The 15,966-nt window shown below is 47.4% G+C and carries 18 protein-coding genes; 13 read left to right on the forward strand and 5 right to left on the reverse strand.

The features are described 5' to 3' along the window. Positions 1 to 4: 4 nt before the first annotated feature. From L9G74_RS04525 to L9G74_RS04535, 3 genes are all read right to left on the reverse strand, one after another. Positions 5 to 787, reverse strand: coding sequence for a hypothetical protein (locus L9G74_RS04525; protein WP_238895084.1), 783 nt, complete (start codon positions 785 to 787; stop codon positions 5 to 7). Positions 788 to 1,116: 329 nt separating this feature from the next. Beyond that, entirely contained in the window at positions 1,117 to 2,769 is a 1,653-nt protein-coding gene (locus tag L9G74_RS04530; RefSeq protein ID WP_238895085.1) for an OpgD/OpgG family glucan biosynthesis protein, read from the reverse strand. Between the two features lie 341 nt (positions 2,770 to 3,110). After that, a complete protein-coding gene (locus tag L9G74_RS04535; protein WP_238895086.1) occupies positions 3,111 to 3,536 on the reverse strand; it encodes an Hsp20/alpha crystallin family protein in 426 nt (141 codons plus the stop codon). Between the two features lie 184 nt (positions 3,537 to 3,720). Between L9G74_RS04535 and L9G74_RS04540 the strand changes: the two genes are divergently transcribed. The 13 genes from L9G74_RS04540 to L9G74_RS04600 all read left to right on the forward strand — a co-directional run bounded on the left by L9G74_RS04540 (position 3,721) and on the right by L9G74_RS04600 (position 14,076). Continuing rightward, on the forward strand, positions 3,721 to 4,077 hold the full coding sequence (locus tag L9G74_RS04540; protein ID WP_238895087.1) for a hypothetical protein: 357 nt from the start codon (positions 3,721 to 3,723) through the stop codon (positions 4,075 to 4,077). Positions 4,078 to 4,134: 57 nt separating this feature from the next. Next, positions 4,135 to 6,246 carry a TonB-dependent siderophore receptor gene (locus L9G74_RS04545; RefSeq protein WP_238895088.1) on the forward strand — a complete coding sequence of 704 codons (2,112 nt, stop codon included), beginning with the start codon at positions 4,135 to 4,137 and terminating at the stop codon, positions 6,244 to 6,246. Beyond that, positions 6,236 to 7,390 carry an acetyltransferase domain-containing protein gene (locus L9G74_RS04550; RefSeq protein WP_238895089.1) on the forward strand — a complete coding sequence of 385 codons (1,155 nt, stop codon included), beginning with the start codon at positions 6,236 to 6,238 and terminating at the stop codon, positions 7,388 to 7,390. Before L9G74_RS04545 ends, L9G74_RS04550 begins: the two co-directional genes overlap by 11 nt. A gap of 146 nt (positions 7,391 to 7,536) precedes the next feature. Continuing rightward, positions 7,537 to 8,157, forward strand: coding sequence for a hypothetical protein (locus L9G74_RS04555; protein ID WP_238895090.1), 621 nt, complete (start codon positions 7,537 to 7,539; stop codon positions 8,155 to 8,157). Positions 8,158 to 8,167: 10 nt separating this feature from the next. Then, entirely contained in the window at positions 8,168 to 8,764 is a 597-nt protein-coding gene (locus L9G74_RS04560; protein WP_238895091.1) for a hypothetical protein, read from the forward strand. A gap of 115 nt (positions 8,765 to 8,879) precedes the next feature. After that, on the forward strand, positions 8,880 to 9,407 hold the full coding sequence (locus L9G74_RS04565) for a DUF3916 domain-containing protein (protein WP_238895092.1): 528 nt from the start codon (positions 8,880 to 8,882) through the stop codon (positions 9,405 to 9,407). Between the two features lie 30 nt (positions 9,408 to 9,437). After that, positions 9,438 to 9,956 carry a hypothetical protein gene (locus L9G74_RS04570; RefSeq protein WP_238895093.1) on the forward strand — a complete coding sequence of 173 codons (519 nt, stop codon included), beginning with the start codon at positions 9,438 to 9,440 and terminating at the stop codon, positions 9,954 to 9,956. Between the two features lie 108 nt (positions 9,957 to 10,064). Further along, on the forward strand, positions 10,065 to 10,781 hold the full coding sequence (locus L9G74_RS04575; protein ID WP_238895094.1) for a YwqG family protein: 717 nt from the start codon (positions 10,065 to 10,067) through the stop codon (positions 10,779 to 10,781). Positions 10,782 to 10,864: 83 nt separating this feature from the next. After that, on the forward strand, positions 10,865 to 11,221 hold the full coding sequence (locus tag L9G74_RS04580) for a hypothetical protein (protein WP_238895095.1): 357 nt from the start codon (positions 10,865 to 10,867) through the stop codon (positions 11,219 to 11,221). A gap of 208 nt (positions 11,222 to 11,429) precedes the next feature. Next, the gene (locus L9G74_RS04585; RefSeq protein ID WP_238895096.1) at positions 11,430 to 11,870 is read left to right on the forward strand and encodes a hypothetical protein; all 441 of its coding nucleotides are present in this window, start codon (positions 11,430 to 11,432) and stop codon (positions 11,868 to 11,870) included. A gap of 127 nt (positions 11,871 to 11,997) precedes the next feature. Then, positions 11,998 to 12,318 carry a hypothetical protein gene (locus L9G74_RS04590; RefSeq protein WP_238895097.1) on the forward strand — a complete coding sequence of 107 codons (321 nt, stop codon included), beginning with the start codon at positions 11,998 to 12,000 and terminating at the stop codon, positions 12,316 to 12,318. A 503-nt stretch (positions 12,319 to 12,821) separates the two neighbouring features. Further along, complete coding sequence (locus L9G74_RS04595; protein ID WP_238895098.1) at positions 12,822 to 13,136, forward strand: hypothetical protein; 315 nt, start codon at positions 12,822 to 12,824, stop codon at positions 13,134 to 13,136. Positions 13,137 to 13,245: 109 nt separating this feature from the next. Then, positions 13,246 to 14,076 (forward strand): TIR domain-containing protein, encoded by an 831-nt coding sequence (locus tag L9G74_RS04600; protein ID WP_238895099.1) that lies wholly within the window; start codon positions 13,246 to 13,248, stop codon positions 14,074 to 14,076. A gap of 292 nt (positions 14,077 to 14,368) precedes the next feature. Here the strand turns inward: L9G74_RS04600 and L9G74_RS04605 are convergent, their stop codons facing one another. Beyond that, positions 14,369 to 15,634 carry a hypothetical protein gene (locus tag L9G74_RS04605; RefSeq protein WP_238895100.1) on the reverse strand — a complete coding sequence of 422 codons (1,266 nt, stop codon included), beginning with the start codon at positions 15,632 to 15,634 and terminating at the stop codon, positions 14,369 to 14,371. 30 nt (positions 15,635 to 15,664) lie between these two features. After that, a complete protein-coding gene (locus L9G74_RS04610) occupies positions 15,665 to 15,952 on the reverse strand; it encodes a DUF2306 domain-containing protein (RefSeq protein ID WP_238895101.1) in 288 nt (95 codons plus the stop codon). Positions 15,953 to 15,966: the final 14 nt, after the last annotated feature.

Here is a 15,966-nt window from a genome sequence, read left to right on the forward strand (position 1 = left end):
ACGTTCATCCTTGTGATTTTGCAAAAGCCAAGGCCTCTGCCAATAGCTGTTTATCAATGCCAGTTGGCGTGGCGGTATAGGTTTTACCATTGATGGTTGCTTGAATAACCACGGTTTTTTGCGTTTCTCCACGACTACTCGTTATCTCACTTTGCAGCGGAATGCCCAACTGCTGCGCGTACCAAGTGGTCATACTACTGGCTTTTGAACCATCCGCGTTGACGCCCTGAGTATGCATACGGCAAGTGGTAAATGCTCCCGCTGGGGTGGTGAGTGGCTCTATGCCCACAAACGTGATGGTTTCTTGGTGCTGCTGTGCAGTTGTGGTGACGTCATTGCCCCTGATGCGTTCTGACGTGAAACTGATGTTGTAGTTACGGGACTGATTTGGCGTGTCGAAATTAAAGTCCGTGGGCTGTGGTGCCGCAGAGTAATCCTGCTTTACGCTGTAGGCACGGAACTGATATTCGTCACTTTGCTGCAAATAACGGTAATTGGCCGCATCAATAGTGATCCGTTGGCTGGAAGATAAGAGCCGTACATCTGGTGACACTTGTGTGGTAATCGATCTTTTGCCTGTTGGCTGTGATTGGGAGTCGTCCTTCATTAGGCGAGTTAAGGCAAAGGACGTTGGCTTTCCTTCGGCAAAAATCGCAGTAAGGTATTGATTACCATCTTGATAAAGGTCGGGGTTAAAGCAACTCATAGCACTGTCAGATGGTACGGCAGGCTCACAAGCGCTTAAAAGTAGAATGCCACTGCTGACTAAGGCGTATCGGGTTAACATGCTAAAAATCCTTTTACTGTGCCGACGATAGCACTCGACGGGCTAGGGCTGTTGCTAAAGCGTGCAATACGTTGAAACTACGCCGCTCATGCTTTGCTGACTGTACAATCATCGGCATAGCTAACCGCCCATAGGTGTGACAACTTATTGATTGCCGTCCACGACAAATCACGAAAGTTTGACATATTATGTCAACTTAACGCTTGGGTACAGGGTGAAGTTACATTTTTACATTTTATTGGGCGATGGGGTAACGTTAAGCAGTTTGCTAAGTTGTTGTTACAGAAATAAAAAACGCTGCCGGGGCAGCGTTTTTAGCATGGAATAACTTACTTCAGGTGACCGGCGTTATGCAACTCGCGCTGATCTTTAGCCGGTGGATTCCACTGGTACAGCCAAGTTTCAGTCAACGGTTTGCCATCTGCTTCCAAATATAGACGGATGTTGATTGGATCGGTCGAGCTATCATCTGGTGGCACCAAGTCAAACATCGCACGGTAGCCATCAATCGAATGCAGCGGACGAGCTGAGGTGATCTCTACGCGGCCAGCAGAGGTAGTGATCACAGGTTTAACTTCCACATCTTTACCTAACTTGGCTAAGTCGCCGCCGTTAAAGTCCACCACGAAACGTTTGCTGTAGTATTGGCGTTTCTTACCGATAACGCCGCCGATGCCGGTATAGGTGTCATGCACTTCACCGTGATTCACTTCGTAAGGTACGGTGCCGCCCCAATACATGTTGTAGCTAAACAGTAACTCTTGTCCCGGTTTAACGGGTGCGTCTGGATTCCAGAACGCCACGATGTTGTCAAAGGTTTCATCCAGTGTCGGAATTTCCACTAACTGCACTGAGCCTTTGCCCCAGTTGCCGATGGGTTCAATCCACAGGTGAGGGCGTTTTTCATAGAACACGCCGTCATCTTGGTAGTGGTCGAAGTTACGGTCACGCTGCATCAAACCAAAACCTTTTGGATTTTCATCGCTGTAGGCATTGAAGCGCAGGTTTTCTGGGTTGCCCAGTGGACGCCAAATCCATTCGCCAGTACCAGTGTGCATTGCCAAACCATCTGAGTCGTGGATCTCTGGACGCCAGTCGTAGTTGGTACGGCGGTCATTTTCACCAACCATATACATACTGGTCAGCGGTGCGACGCCTAAGCGATCAACCGCTTGACGGGGATAAATCGCAGCATCCACGCGCATTTTTAGGCGTTTGCCAGGGGTGATATCAAAACGGTAAGCACCACTGACGCTAGGTGAATCCATCAGCGCATAAACGGTGGTGGTATCTTCACCCGGTTTTGGTGCCTCCATCCAAAAGTCAGTAAAGATAGGGAACTCTTCTGGCTTTTCCATGGCGGTATCAATAGCCAAACCACGTGCCGACAGGCCGTACTGCATCTCTTCACCCACGGCGCGGAAATAGCTAGCACCAAGGAAGGCGATCACGTCACGTTGCCAATCACCGTCGAATTGCATGCGGAAACCAGCAAAACCGAGGTCATCAGGCAGCTTTTTCGATTTCAGCTTTGACTTACCGTAATCAAACAGTGAACCGCTATATTTGACGGTTTCAACTTCACCATCTTTCAGTTGGTAGATTTGAATTGGCGTATCGAAATATAAGCCCAAGTGGAACAACTCGGCACGAAACTTACTGTCATCGTCATCTTTCCATAACGCTTTATCTTTACGGAAATGAATTTGCTGATACTCATCCCAGTCGAGTTTGGTCAAGCTGCTCGGGATTTCACCTTGATGGCTTTGGTAAGGGGTTTTAGCTAACTCACTAGCGTATCCCTTGAGCCATGCATAACTGAATTTTTCTCCGGGAGCGGGAACCGCTTTTAAGCCGGCAGCATGAGAAAGCTGACTAACGAACATCATGCCCGCAGCAGCCATAGTCAGTAGCGATAAGCCAAGAAACGAACGACGTTGAGAGCCAGTTAGACAGCGATACTTCAATGTATTTGATGACATAAGCGCACTCTGAAATTCGGGCCTTGATTTGTTGCAACAAGCAACGCCTCAAGGCAGGAAACGGGATAACCAACAGCAACTGTTGATTGTTTGACCTATACGCAGCAAATAATGGCGTACAAGCCTAAAACTGCAAGCAATCTATCATATTTTGAGTGAGTAGAAAGGCCTAAAAAAAGATAACAATGTATTTGTTCTGTCCGTATTCAGTTAGGTTTCTAAAATGTTAATAAAAACGTGCAACTATCTGAAAGTAGCTTATATAGTGTGCAGGTTGAGCATAAAAAATGCCACCTGTTTCCAGGTGGCGTAATGGTTGGAACTCGGGATGACAATCCGCCTTAATGGATTTCAATTTTTTGGCGGTTGCTTGGCGCTTCTGCCGTTTTTGGTAAGGTCAAATACAGCATGCCGTTATCAAATTTGGCGTCGATAGCTGCTTCATTCACGTTATCGGGCAGTGCAAAACGACGCACAAAAGAGCCGTAATAACGTTCAGACAAGTGCTGCTTATCGTCGGTATGTTGGTGTTTACGTTCACCCGTCAGCACTAAATAGCCATTTTCAATGCTGAGGTTGATATCGTCTTTGCCAATTTCTGGCAGTTCAACCTTCAAAAGGTACTGCTTTTCATCTTCGCTGATGTCGGTAGCGGGCAACCAGCTACGTTGTCCAGCAAACATTGGGCTAGACCAGTCCATCAGTGAACCGAAACGGTTGAACAAGCTGTCGAATTCTTCGGCAGGATTCCAAGGACGTAATTTCATAATGACCTCCTTATTGGTTCGTTATCCATACGTGATTCAACGTCAGGCAATTGCTTGCCTATTACTCAATATGGGGGGCAGCGGTTGCTTTTCAATGGTGCTGATTAAATATTTTGCGTGTTTTCCCATCAATGAATTTTACAGTTAGCAACGATTTTCATTTAACTTTCACTGGACTATTTGCGTGAGCCAAAGTAGGGTGCTGCGCCAAGTACTTTTTGCGATTAATCCGTCCTACTACAACATGCAGCAGCTCAGAAACAGTCGTCATCGTTGGCTTTGGATAGTGTTTGGCCTGTGGCTAACGCTATTTCAAACATCGGTTGCTGCCCACGCAGTTGAAGAGGGCATTGTGCCTCATGAACATAGCCACTGTCTGCTATGTCATGGCGGTCATATTGTTGGCGCTGCGCCAACGCCGTTACCCAGCCTTGCCGTTGTTGAACAGCACCCGATAACCATAGTTGCGCCGGTTCCCCAAGCGCCAACCCTGCTTATTGTGCGCCAACAACTGGCGCGCGGCCCGCCCGTTCTTAGATAACGCGTTATTACATAAAACAATTTTAGTAATTTTTGCTTATCAATTAGGACAAGCTCAATGAAGTACAGCCCTATTGCTGTTGCGCTGCTGTGTAGCTATGCGCAATTTCCCAGCGTCGCTTTGGCCGCCGACGAAAAAAAATTGACCACCACAACGGATGAAGTGGAACGTATCACCATTGAATATCGCCAAGCGTATCGCGGCGATGTGCCAGCGGCGGCGTTGCCGCAGGCGATTACCACGTTAGATCATCAACTGCTGCAAGATGTAGGCGTCAGCACGCTACAAGATGCGATGGATTTCACCGCCTCGGCTGCGCGACAAAATAACAGTGGCGGCATGTGGGATAGCTTTTCACTGCGCGGCTTTCCCGGTAACGAAAACATGCCTGCGGGATATTTGATCAACGGCTTTAGCGGTGGCCGTGGCTTTAGCGGTCCGCGTGATGCCGCTTCCATCGATTATATCGAAGTGCTTAAAGGCCCCGGCTCGGCGCTGTATGGCCGTTCGGAGCCCGGCGGCGCGGTCAATATCATCACCAAAAAACCACAAAGTCTGACGCAAGGTTATTTAAAAACCGAGTGGGGCAGTTTTGATCATCAACGTATTGAAGGTGATATCACCGGCAGTTTGACCGACGATATAGCGGCGCGTTTGGTCGGCAGTTATAGCGACAGTGACAGCTATCGCGACTTTGTCGGCCAACGTTCCACCTCGTTTACGCCGTCGATTCGTTGGCAGCTATCGAGTGATACCTCGGTGCTGTATGAATTTGAATGGCTGAAGCGCGACCAACTGTTCGACCGTGGCATTGTGGTGCTCAACAATGACTTTAATACCGTGCCGCACTCACGTTATCTCGGTGAGCCCGATGATGGTGCCACCTCCATTTATGCCGCCGGGCACCAAATCACCTTCGAACATTTTATCAATGATAATTGGCAACTGACCGGTGGCTTTAACCATCGCCATTCGACGTTGCGTGGTTATTCTTCAGATACCGAGTTGTCGGCATCGCGTCAGTCGCTGTATGACGATGGTCGCACCTTGACCCGTCAACGGCGTTATCGTGATTACGCGTCGGAAGATAGCTCAGTACGCTTGGAACTTAACGGCGAGTGGAACACCGGCGCCTTGACTCATCATATGTTGATCGGTGCCGATGCCTATCGTTATGAGTTGAAGACGGGCTTGTACCGCTATCGCGGTGGTAAAGGCAGCTACGACATCGACATTTTTACGCCGGAATATGGCAGCCAGCCGTTGCCCGAGGTCGGGTTATTGTACGAAAACCTTGAGCATCAACGTGCGTTGGGCGTGTATGTGCAAGACCAAATCGATATTACTGAGCATTGGCAAGCGTTGCTCGGTGTGCGCATGGATGTGATCAATCAAGAGATTTTAGAGACCGCCAGCAATACCGATTCGTCGCGGCATGATCAGCGTTTTAGCCCACGTTTAGGGCTGGTGTATTTGGTCAATGATCAAGTGAGTTTGTATAGCAGTTACTCTGAGGGCTTTTTGCCATTAAGTGGCACCGATGCCCACGGTTTACCGTTTGGTTCAGAAGAGAGCCGCTCGTTTGAAGTCGGCGCCAAACTGTCAACTAACAGCTTGCAAGCCACATTAGCACTGTTTGATGCGCACAAGAGCAATATTCTGGTGTCCGATCCGGTGAATGTTGGCTTTTCAGCACCGCTGGGTAGCGCACGTAGTCGCGGGGTCGAGTTAGATGCCAACTATCAAGCGCCGTGGTTTGATGTGCAGCTATCATACAGTTGGTTAGATACTCAAACCGATAGTGATAGCGTTAATGCCGATTGGGGCGTGCCGATCCCGAAAGGCAGTCCGTTAGTCAACGTACCGCGTAATACCGTGGCGTTGTTACTAAGCCGTGATTTCTACCTTGCTAACGCCAGCTTACGCGCTGGGATCAGTTATCACTTTGTCGATGACCGATTAGGTGATGCGGCGGATTTAAGCTTCCGCCTACCAGCGTATCAACTGTATGGCGCTTTTGTGCGCTGGCAGATGACGGAGCAACTCAGTGTGGCGGTTAACGCCAATAACCTGTTCGATAAATCATATATCGATAGTAGTTACAACGCGTTGTGGGCGTATCCCGGTGAACCGCGCAACTTCAAATTGAGCGTCAGTTATGGCTTCTGATATTAAACAGCGTATCAACAGCATCGACATGATGCGCGGCTTAGTGATGCTAATTATGGTGCTAGATCATGTGCGCGAGCGCTTTTTCCTGCACCAGCAGGTGAGTGATCCGATGGATATCAACACCACGCCACCTGCGTTGTATTTTAGTCGGCTGGCGGCGCATTTATGTGCGCCGACCTTCGTGTTTCTCACCGGCTTATCGGCGTGGCTGTACCAGCACAGCGGGCCGAGCGGCCATCGGCCGTTAACTGGCTTTTTAGTGAAACGTGGGCTGTTCCTGATTCTACTTGAGGTGACGTTAATCACTTTCAGTTGGATGGGCAGTTACCACACGCTGTATTTGCAGGTGATGTGGGCGATTGGACTCAGCATGCTGGCGTTGGCGGCGTTGCAACAGCTACCGCGCTGGAGTTTATTTATCATCGCTAGCTTGTTGGTGTTTGGTCATAACGCGTTAACGCCAATCCAGTTCGCACCGAGTGAATGGGGTTACAGTGCGTGGACGATTTTGCACGATCGCGGTTATCTGCTCAGCGATAGCGTCATTAACGTCAAAGTGAGTTATCCGCTGCTGCCGTGGATTGGTGTGATTGTGTTCGGTTATCTGGCTGGGCCGTTATATAACAAAGCGACCGATGCCGCCTTGCGCCAGCGTTGGTTATGGCGTTTAGGTTGGGGCTGCTTGGCGTTATTTGCCATACTGCGCGGCGCTAATATCTATGGCGAAACGCTGCCGTGGCACAGCGGCGAGACCGTACTTGCCAGTGCCATGTCGCTGTTCAATCTCACCAAATATCCACCATCGTTAGCCTTTTTATTGCTCACGCTCGGGGTGATGTTTATCGGTTTAGTTTTGATGGAACGACTGAATTCGCGCTTCGCTCAGCGCGCGGCGGCAGTGTTGGCACAGTTTGGTGGTGCGCCCATGTTTTTCTATTTGCTGCACCTATATCTGCTGCTGTTGCTGTATCAAATTGCCATGGCGATTTGGGGCGCAAATTATGGTGAGTTGTTTGGGGTGAATAGTATCGAGCAGATATGGCTAATCAGCTTGGGGTTGATTCTGCTGTTGTATTGGCCAACAAAGCAGTTTGCTGCGTTCAAACGGCGCACCACGTTAAAATGGGTTAAGTATTTGTAAGATACTCGTCGTTAATTGTGGTTGATGGAGCAGGGCGCTCGCGGTAATGCGTGGCGCTATGCTACCATCGGCCGCAATTTTTTATGGCTGGCATTGGTGTTTGGTTAGTCATATGGATCGCTGTCGAAAAGGAGTTTCGTTGTTCGATGCTGTATTACCCTAAATTTATTGCTGAAGCCGCTGATTCAGTGATTGGTGTGTATGACCAAAAAAGCGGTGACTCTCCCCACGGCCTTAAACAGCTTGATGATATTTCAAACTGGCGGGTGCCCACCTTACATTTTCTCGCGCCTGAGTCGCAGGTGGATGACATTGTTGCCGTCAATATGCCGCTCACGGTGATGCGGCGTCACTTGGCGAAGGCGATTGCACAGCTAGCGCCTAGCGCGGTGCGGTTAATCCCGATTCCTTGTGTTTTTGCTGGTCAACCAAGCAGTGACTTTTGTGTGTTATGGCCACTGCATCAACAAGCGCTGTGGGATTTAGATAATTCCGATTGGGCACCGTTAGCGATGCCGCATTGGCCGCCAGAAAGGCCGTTTTATTTATATCATATGCGTTTACTTGCTGATGTCTCATTAGCTCACGCGGTGGTCGCTAATCAGCACCATTCCAGTATGTTGGTGGTTAATGACTCAATTAAACAGGTTATCGATAGTCATTGCAGGACGGTAAGGTGTGAGCCGTTAGAAGACTATCAGCGCGATATTCGTCATAAAAGCTCATGGGACAAAGTCAAACGCTCAGGCGGTAATAACCCAGCATAAAGAGAACAATATGGCGTCTAAAAAAAGCAAATTTGCGATCTTTCGACCGGGAACCCATATCGTTGCTAAGGTGTTCGCCTGCATTTTCATGGTGATTTTATTCGCTTCGCTGATTTCGATTTTTGTGAATGTATTAATCGATACTTGGCTGGTTGAAGCACTTTATTGGGTGGCGGGTGGCCTGAGTCTTATCATGATTTTGGTGGTAACCATCGCCTTATGTATTAGTCGTGATTATCGTGAACGTAGTCGTTTGCAGGTTGGCAGCCCGTGGAAAATGGTACTCGGTATGTTAGTCGGCATTCCGCTGTTGATGGTGATGGGAATTTGTAAAGGGTTGCCGTCGGTGCTGCATATGATGCTGCCGTCTGAAGAGCGGGTTGTGATAGTGACCGTAGATCATAAACCGAGCAGCTATTACAACAGAGGCTGTGACGGTGAACTGTTCATTAACGAGTTCGACGGCTTATTTTCAAATGTTTGCGGTATTCAAAAAGCCGATTGGCAGCAGCTCCAAGCTGAGCAAAAAATCATGCTGTTTGGTAAGCGCAGTGCCATAGGGTTCAGTTACAAAGGCTATCGGTTGGGGCCGGTTCCTTCTCCTTAGCCGTTGTCGCCCGCAGACTGACAATATAAGCGTTACGATTGCCACAGTTATATCTGGACCGTTACGGCGTCCGTGATCACTTTGACTCAGCGTTTGGCCTTAAAGGAATAGACTAATGCGCAGATTATCCATTCATCGCCCGTTGCAGAAAGTGCGTAATCCGGCACGGCATCTGCGTTCACTTGCCTGTTGGGCCGACAGTTTCGCGGATGATTATCCCGAGCGCGAACCAAAGTACATCAACTTCAAACTAGCCACCTTAGATAGGTTGGTAGAAGGCCCCACCGCCAAACTTGAATGGCAGCGCGCAGCGGTGGAACAACTCATCAAGGCGGCGCAGCATCTGGTGGCGGCACGGCCTGCCGATGAACAGGGCAAATCCTGGGTAGCCATGTTACTTGGTTACCCAAGTTTGTGGTCGAGCGAAGTGACGGTGTTTTTTGATCGAGAATACTTCAATCGTTTTATTGCACTGCCACACAATGATGCGTCGATCTGCCAGCAATTGGGCATTACGCTGCCAGCAAACTTCATTGAATGCGCCTATCTCACGCAATGGCAGGATGAAGATGATGACGGGCAACTGCAACAGTACAGTGAGCAACGTTTCGTAATTTATGAAGCCTCGTTTTTGGCAGAGTAAAGCTCTCTAGCACTCGGAGTGGAATACCCCATGGCAATACCCCAAGGCCGTAAACGGCGCACTTTTCGCGTTGTTTCCAGACAGTTGCAGCAACAGTTAGCAGCACAATTTACTGTATTGGCGGCTTGTAGTGAGACAAGCATAGAGGATTGGTCATTATTGGCGGTCACGCCGTTCAGTCATTGGCTCTCTCAAGCCGAGTTTAACCAGCAATTCACTGAGCGTTCAGCCAGTGAACAACCGGCGATTAGGCAACAATGGCGTGAATTTTATCAGCTATTAGTGACTAGCACGCCATGCTACCAAGCAAAATATCGCTGTGGTGGGCGGTTAATATTTAAGGCGCCCAAAAGTTCTGACTTAGTCATCGAACGTTTACTGCGATCAGCAACTGAGCCGCAATTGACGTTGGTGTTACCTGAGTTTAACGCGGTGTTTGAGCAGGGGGGTGATGACACTTGCTGGCTGCATTTCGCATCATTAAAAACCATGGAACCGTTGCTAGCGCGTATTCGCAAGCAAGGTATGCACCTTTTGTCGCCAGCCTAAAGATAATTTGCAGTAATGCAGATGGGCACGATCGGGCGTGACCGCTTTAGCCATCTGTAAACCCTATTTAGATATTAAAAATCTGACCAAGCCGCCAAGGAGCGCAGCATGAAAGCAGAAGTACTCAAACATTTTATTGAACACGATGCCGAGCTAGCGCCGCATGCCGACTATTTAACTGCGATCAGTAAACCTAGCGTTGATATCACCTATGCAACCGAGGCGCCCGAAGCGCACGAAAGCCGCTTTGGTGGGCAACCGCTACTGCCGAAAGGCTTTGTCTGGCCAACTCACGAACTCGGGGAATATCGCTTTTTAGGCCAGATAAACTTTGCTGAAATCAACGATAGTAGCTGCTTATTACCTAAGTCAGGGCTGCTGGTATTGCTATACGCTTACGATGATGACGGAGAGATTTTCTGGGGCGATGACGGCTACGTGTTGGCTTATTACTATCCCAATATCAATGAACTGACGTTATATCCTCAAGCTGAAGTCAGCGCCGCGAAAAAATTGCAGTTCAGTTGCGGCATCGAAATTCCGCGGCGAAAAGACTTACGCCAAGACTGGCCGTTTGATACTGACGCCTTATACGATTTAGCCGAGCTTGACGGTTACAGTGAAAATTACCTGCTCGGTTATCCGTTTTTTTATAGCTTAGCGTATGACCCAACACCGTCAGACGAGTGGATGTCACTGCTAACCATTACCTCAGATGAGGCGCTCGATTTTTTGTGGCACGACGGCGACATGCTGATGCTGTTTATCGAAAAAGCCAAGTTAGCTAACGCTGATTTCAGTGACTTAAAAGCTGATGCGGGTTGAGTGCTTGTGGATGATTAATCATGTCTCGGAAATACACACATGCGCACCAACATAAAACGGTATGTTCAAAAAAGGAGAGTAAGTTGAAGGAGTTATTCGTAGCCGTGATGTTTATGTTTCTTTCAGGCTGTCAACCTAGCATAGAAAGTGAACTTGAGGGACGGTGGGCAGGTGCTACAACAGCAGGGCAAGAAATTATCATGATTTTTAAAGAAAACAGCGAGCTAAATCTGCAAGTCTCTGAAGACATTGGACAAGGAATTTATAGCGTCAATGGCTCCTCCAACCCCTATGACCTTGACATCGATTTTGGCGACCGAGGGAAAATCGCAACAATAATAGCGATAAACGGCAATGCTCTCACGATAGAGAATAATGGGTTAGGCAAGGCGAGGCCTTTGTCTTTCTCCTCAAAGGCCACGACACTTACGAAGCAATGAACCTAACAAGGCAAAGTAATACGGATGTCTGGCGTTGTCGCACTTTTTTCCGCTCAGGTTGTATGTGGCGTTATATCCAAAGTGTGGCAAATGCATTTCATAATGGAGAAAACGCTGAAAGACACCGGTTAAGTTGCTTGCAAAATGTCGTGCTAGATCTTTTACAACTGAGTTCAGCGTTAGCTGCCATCTGGGCGTGAGGAATAAAATGAATCCATCGAATTCAAATGAAAAATCAGCTAGAAAAGAAATTGAAAAGTTTCATCTGTTATTGAATCACCAAGCAATGATCCCTGCTCAGTGTTATCGAATGAGTGATAATTTATACAGCCTTGTGTGTTTTACCAATCAAATCGTCGCGCTATTTATCAGCAAAAATTATCAGATGATACCTATCTTTATCGAGCGGGTTCTCAAACAATTACAACGAGTTGAAAGTCAGCCAGGCGTTATCGGCTATCGTCATCTCGTTTATGATTACCTATGCCAAGTCAGCTATTATTTAGCCCAATTTGGGGATTTGGATGAGGAGTGGTTTAACAGCCGGATTCCTCAAGAGCTGTTAGATGCCGGTGCCCAAAATGCACCTGAGTATGATCATGAAAAAATGGTCATCACGTTGCCAGAAAATTGGCTGCTGGGGCGTTAAAGTACCGAAAATCTTGTCAGTAAAAACATCGTGCTCGACATTTTTGCAACGGTTTAAATTGGCTCAAAACCTATGCTGGAACCACATATAACAAACTGAGGCGACGCGCCGTTTCTGAGCGGTTTACATGATGAATAGAGCAGCAGCGTTAAGAGACGAATTTCCAATCTTGGTATACCTACTAGAGACTTGGTACTACCAAGATATTTGGGTGGAATTCAAAACGGATATTGAAATATGGCAAGCGGCATTTGCCTCTGCGGAAGACCGTGGAATCGCTGCGACAATTGCTGAGGTGTCGTTAATGCTAAAGATGTCTGAACAAGAAATTCACAACTTTGTGCGATGCTTTGCTGAGAATAACCATCACCACAGTGCTGGCAACTCAAAAATATGGCTGCAAAACTTGCAGCAATGGCTGTTAAACAAAGGCTGTAGTCAAAGCTAACCAGGGCATGTTGTCACGCACATTTAGGGTGTTCGATAGCCTTTTTGTTGTTTCATCTGTACTTAGCGTCGCCATTGCTGCTCTCACCAATTAGCTGCGAGTTTGCTCCAAAACGAGTTAACTCGTTGTCTGTGGTGCAGTCAAATGCTGACTTTCTCGCCTACAAATTTTCATCCATTTCACGCAAATGTTGTCCTTCTTTGAAATACCTAAAAGCTGTACGGGTATGCAGTCATATTGAAATCATGGCGATTTTTATCCCAACCCCATGCGCGTTTTTACATTCCAATATAAATAAATATCAATAAATTCATTTGGTTATAAAATATATGGGTTAGGTAATAAGTTTGAGAAACGCACATGCGCGTTTTTCCAGATGGTGAATTGAGTAAAATGCTGATAAGTTCATTACATACAAATAGTTAACTGTGCGCGTTTTAACTGGTCCAACGAGGTAAACGCGCATGCGCACGAATAAAATGTTATACGTTTTGGAGGGATTCATGCGTTACATTCTGGTTTTAGTATTTCTTTTGGCAATTAGTGGCAAAGTACTTGCCAATGAGTCGGTCACAATTTTTGTAAAGGAAAGCAGCTATTCAATCAACAGCTCGGATGAAGAGCTGAACTCAACAGAATTAGAAAGTAAGTTGAAACAAATAAAGTTTTCACTGGTTACCTTAGACGTTGACTATTGTGCAGGGCCAGTTATGGTTGCTGAGGTTTATGTCGCACTTTCAAATGCCAACCCTTCAGTCAAAGACGTTCAGCTAAAAACAAGTGGCAGCCATGAAGAAAGTAAATGCAAAAACGTATAACAAATTGCTTAATTTCGTTCCGGCCACAAACAACATGGCCTTCACTGGACTGCCTACGCTGCGCTGCGGCAGCCAATTAGCAAAGCGTTAGCCTCTTTAAGGAGAAATCGTGTTCTATCACGTAATAATTAAACCAAAATCAGATAAGTATTACGGTGAGTACAAAACAGATCTCACCAAAGAACAGTTGATTTCAAGATTTGTTGAGCCCTATGAGAAAGGAATGCCAATCGTCATTAACGGAAAAACTGTTCAACCAAATGATCTAGAGCGAATAACAATCTCAAAAAGCGAAAGAACAATTGAGTCTTTTATCCCTCAGATTAAAGCTGAGGATCAAGCATCATCAGTTGCGTTTATTGGAGGGCCATCTTACACATACCAAGCAATTGGAAGAGCTACAGATGTAACAGATGACTTTATCGAAGGCGCTGTCGGATACAAGAAAGCCCTAACAGAAACTAAAAGCAATACCGAAAAGGCTAAAGAAGGCGAGCCCACTAGAGTGTTTATTGTTCATGGTCATGATGAAAGCGCTCAAAATAAAGCTGCTAGATTTGTTGAGAAGTTAGGCTTTGAAGCAATTATCCTTCATGAGAAAGCTAGTTCTGGAAGAACGATAATTGAAAAAATCGAGCATTATTCAGATGTTGGATTCGCAATTGTTCTATATACCCCCGATGATGTTGGTAATGTTAAGTCAGAATCCGATAATTTGAATGTTCGCGCGAGGCAGAATGTGGTTTTTGAACATGGCTATCTTATCGGTAGACTTGGTCGCCAAAACGTCTCCGCTCTAGTTGACGGTAAGCTTGAGCTTCCAAACGACATTAGTGGTGTCGTATACATTAGTCTCGATGAAGGATCGGCTTGGCACCTACAACTAGCAAAAGAGATGAAACAGTCTGGCTATAAAATAGACATGAACAAACTAATTTAAGGCTAACAAAGCGTTGCACCGGACAAGCCGGTGAACGCGGCGTTAACCCATAGAAATTTTTATTCGAAATTGACGAGTTAGGGTTGATGCTTTAACTCAAAAATGTCCCAACCGCGTTGGAGTTACGTTATATGTTTTCAGTCTGTATTGAACTGAAAACCGCAGGCAAAGGCTAACGCATTGCTTGTTAGCCAACGTTACCACGTTCCAGCATGCCAGTTGTTTTGAGCCGACATGGCTTACAAATCCAGCGTGGTGCGAAGCGTTGTTCGCACCTGCGCTAGCTTGATGTTTAGGTTTGCTGATAGCCAGCAGTGCTGAGCTGGCAGCTTGGGCAAACAAACAGATAATGCATCCCTTCACCATATTCCTCTGTCTCGGCGCGGCTGATTTGCGCGACAAAGGTCATAGTTTGTTGGCACTGCGGGCAACAAGGATAATCGGTATCTTGTACCCAAGCAGGCAAGCCGCCAAGTTGTGATTGGGTGGTGGCGCTTAAAAATTCATGCGCGGCAAACCAGGCGGGGCGCTGCTTGCCTAGTTTGAAATTGGTCGCGGGGGCGAGTTCCCAATCATCTTCTTGCATAACGGCCTCGGTATCGAGCCAACAGTTGGCGCCTCCAGCACCAATACGGGTGAATAACTCTGCGCCGCCAAAACAGCTGCACACTTGGCAGTTCTTTAGTGCTAATACATCACCATCAAATGGCAGAAATCGACACTCAGGCGCGGTTAAATCTATACCTAGCATGATCGTGAGCGGATGCTGACATTGCGGGCAGGGCGTGGATTCGGTGGTAAACGCATGATGACCGCTGCGGTTAGCGGTGATTTCTAACGGGTAACAAGCATCAAAGTACAAGTTGCGCCGTTGGTCATTGGCATCCAACTCCCAGCCAGCTTCATGGGCATATTGCCACGGCGGGCAATAAAGCAATGACGCCCAATTCGGTGGTGTGCGGCGCCACGCGGCAAATTGCTGCACGACTTGTGCATTGCCAATCCACGCTAATGCGCAAAGTAGATTGTTGAGCTCGCCGCGGTCTGTGCGGTATTGCTCAATGCGCTCAAGCAATAACTGCGTCATGGCTGCATCGGCACTGCGAAAGATCATCGCGGGCGCATCAGCATGGTGTTGCAGTAGATAGTGTTGCAAGCGGCTGAGATCGCCTTGGCTGAATGCGGCCAACTCTAACGACAAGTCACTAAAGTAATCATTGTCGCCTGCTTGATGGCGCGCAATGTCGTGCGCGATCAAATCATCGACTTGGGATTGGTTTAACTGCTGATATAACGCGGTGATATCGCCTTGGTAGCTGGCATAGCGGATTAACTTATTAAACGGCCGCTGCACATGGCGCTGTTTAATAATCTCGACCGCATCGGTTAATCCGGCATAGGGATCAATATCTTGCCGATTGGCGGCGATATAAGCCTGTTCAGCTTGTTGCTGCTGTTTTCGCTGACATGGCATACACAAGCCGCCGGTACGTTCGGCGGTTTCTGGTAGGATCATCGCGGCACAATCGGCGCTGATACAGTTTACTTTTTCACTCATAGCAACATCCTTGTATTGTATTCCTTTAGCTTATGCTTTCAGCAACTTGCCTTTGTAAATGGCAAACAGTGCAATAACGGCACCGCTGAAAGTGACCCAAGACAGGCTTTGCAGTAGCTGTTCGTCGTGGATAAAGAAACTAGACACAGCGCTGACTAGCATCACCAGCGCACCAAACATTTTCAGTTTGACCATCTTAGGTTCGTTAAACAGCCACTCGCTACAATGCGGGCATTGAAACTCCATGCCGCGTTGACCATCGCGCACCTTTTTGATTTTGCGGGCACTAAATTTCTCAGTACATGCGGGACACTGCATAAAAACTCCGTGGT

The sequence above is a fragment of the Shewanella electrica genome (assembly GCF_022321485.1).
GTDB lineage: Bacteria > Pseudomonadota > Gammaproteobacteria > Enterobacterales > Shewanellaceae > Shewanella > Shewanella electrica.

Bases quoted from the DNA above. Each gene is read 5' to 3' on its own strand.
- L9G74_RS04560 (WP_238895091.1), top strand. From the start codon at position 8,168: ATGGCGTCTAAAAAAAGCAAATTTGCGATCTTTCGACCGGGAACCCAT.
- L9G74_RS04595 (WP_238895098.1), top strand. From the start codon at position 12,822: ATGCGTTACATTCTGGTTTTAGTATTTCTTTTGGCAATTAGTGGCAAA.
- L9G74_RS04545 (WP_238895088.1), top strand. From the start codon at position 4,135: ATGAAGTACAGCCCTATTGCTGTTGCGCTGCTGTGTAGCTATGCGCAA.
- L9G74_RS04550 (WP_238895089.1), top strand. From the start codon at position 6,236: ATGGCTTCTGATATTAAACAGCGTATCAACAGCATCGACATGATGCGC.
- L9G74_RS04530 (WP_238895085.1), bottom strand. From the start codon at position 2,769: ATGTCATCAAATACATTGAAGTATCGCTGTCTAACTGGCTCTCAACGT.
- L9G74_RS04575 (WP_238895094.1), top strand. From the start codon at position 10,065: ATGAAAGCAGAAGTACTCAAACATTTTATTGAACACGATGCCGAGCTA.
- L9G74_RS04555 (WP_238895090.1), top strand. From the start codon at position 7,537: ATGCTGTATTACCCTAAATTTATTGCTGAAGCCGCTGATTCAGTGATT.
- L9G74_RS04570 (WP_238895093.1), top strand. From the start codon at position 9,438: ATGGCAATACCCCAAGGCCGTAAACGGCGCACTTTTCGCGTTGTTTCC.
- L9G74_RS04525 (WP_238895084.1), bottom strand. From the start codon at position 787: ATGTTAACCCGATACGCCTTAGTCAGCAGTGGCATTCTACTTTTAAGC.
- L9G74_RS04605 (WP_238895100.1), bottom strand. From the start codon at position 15,634: ATGAGTGAAAAAGTAAACTGTATCAGCGCCGATTGTGCCGCGATGATC.
- L9G74_RS04590 (WP_238895097.1), top strand. From the start codon at position 11,998: ATGATGAATAGAGCAGCAGCGTTAAGAGACGAATTTCCAATCTTGGTA.
- L9G74_RS04565 (WP_238895092.1), top strand. From the start codon at position 8,880: ATGCGCAGATTATCCATTCATCGCCCGTTGCAGAAAGTGCGTAATCCG.
- L9G74_RS04585 (WP_238895096.1), top strand. From the start codon at position 11,430: ATGAATCCATCGAATTCAAATGAAAAATCAGCTAGAAAAGAAATTGAA.
- L9G74_RS04535 (WP_238895086.1), bottom strand. From the start codon at position 3,536: ATGAAATTACGTCCTTGGAATCCTGCCGAAGAATTCGACAGCTTGTTC.
- L9G74_RS04610 (WP_238895101.1), bottom strand. From the start codon at position 15,952: ATGCAGTGTCCCGCATGTACTGAGAAATTTAGTGCCCGCAAAATCAAA.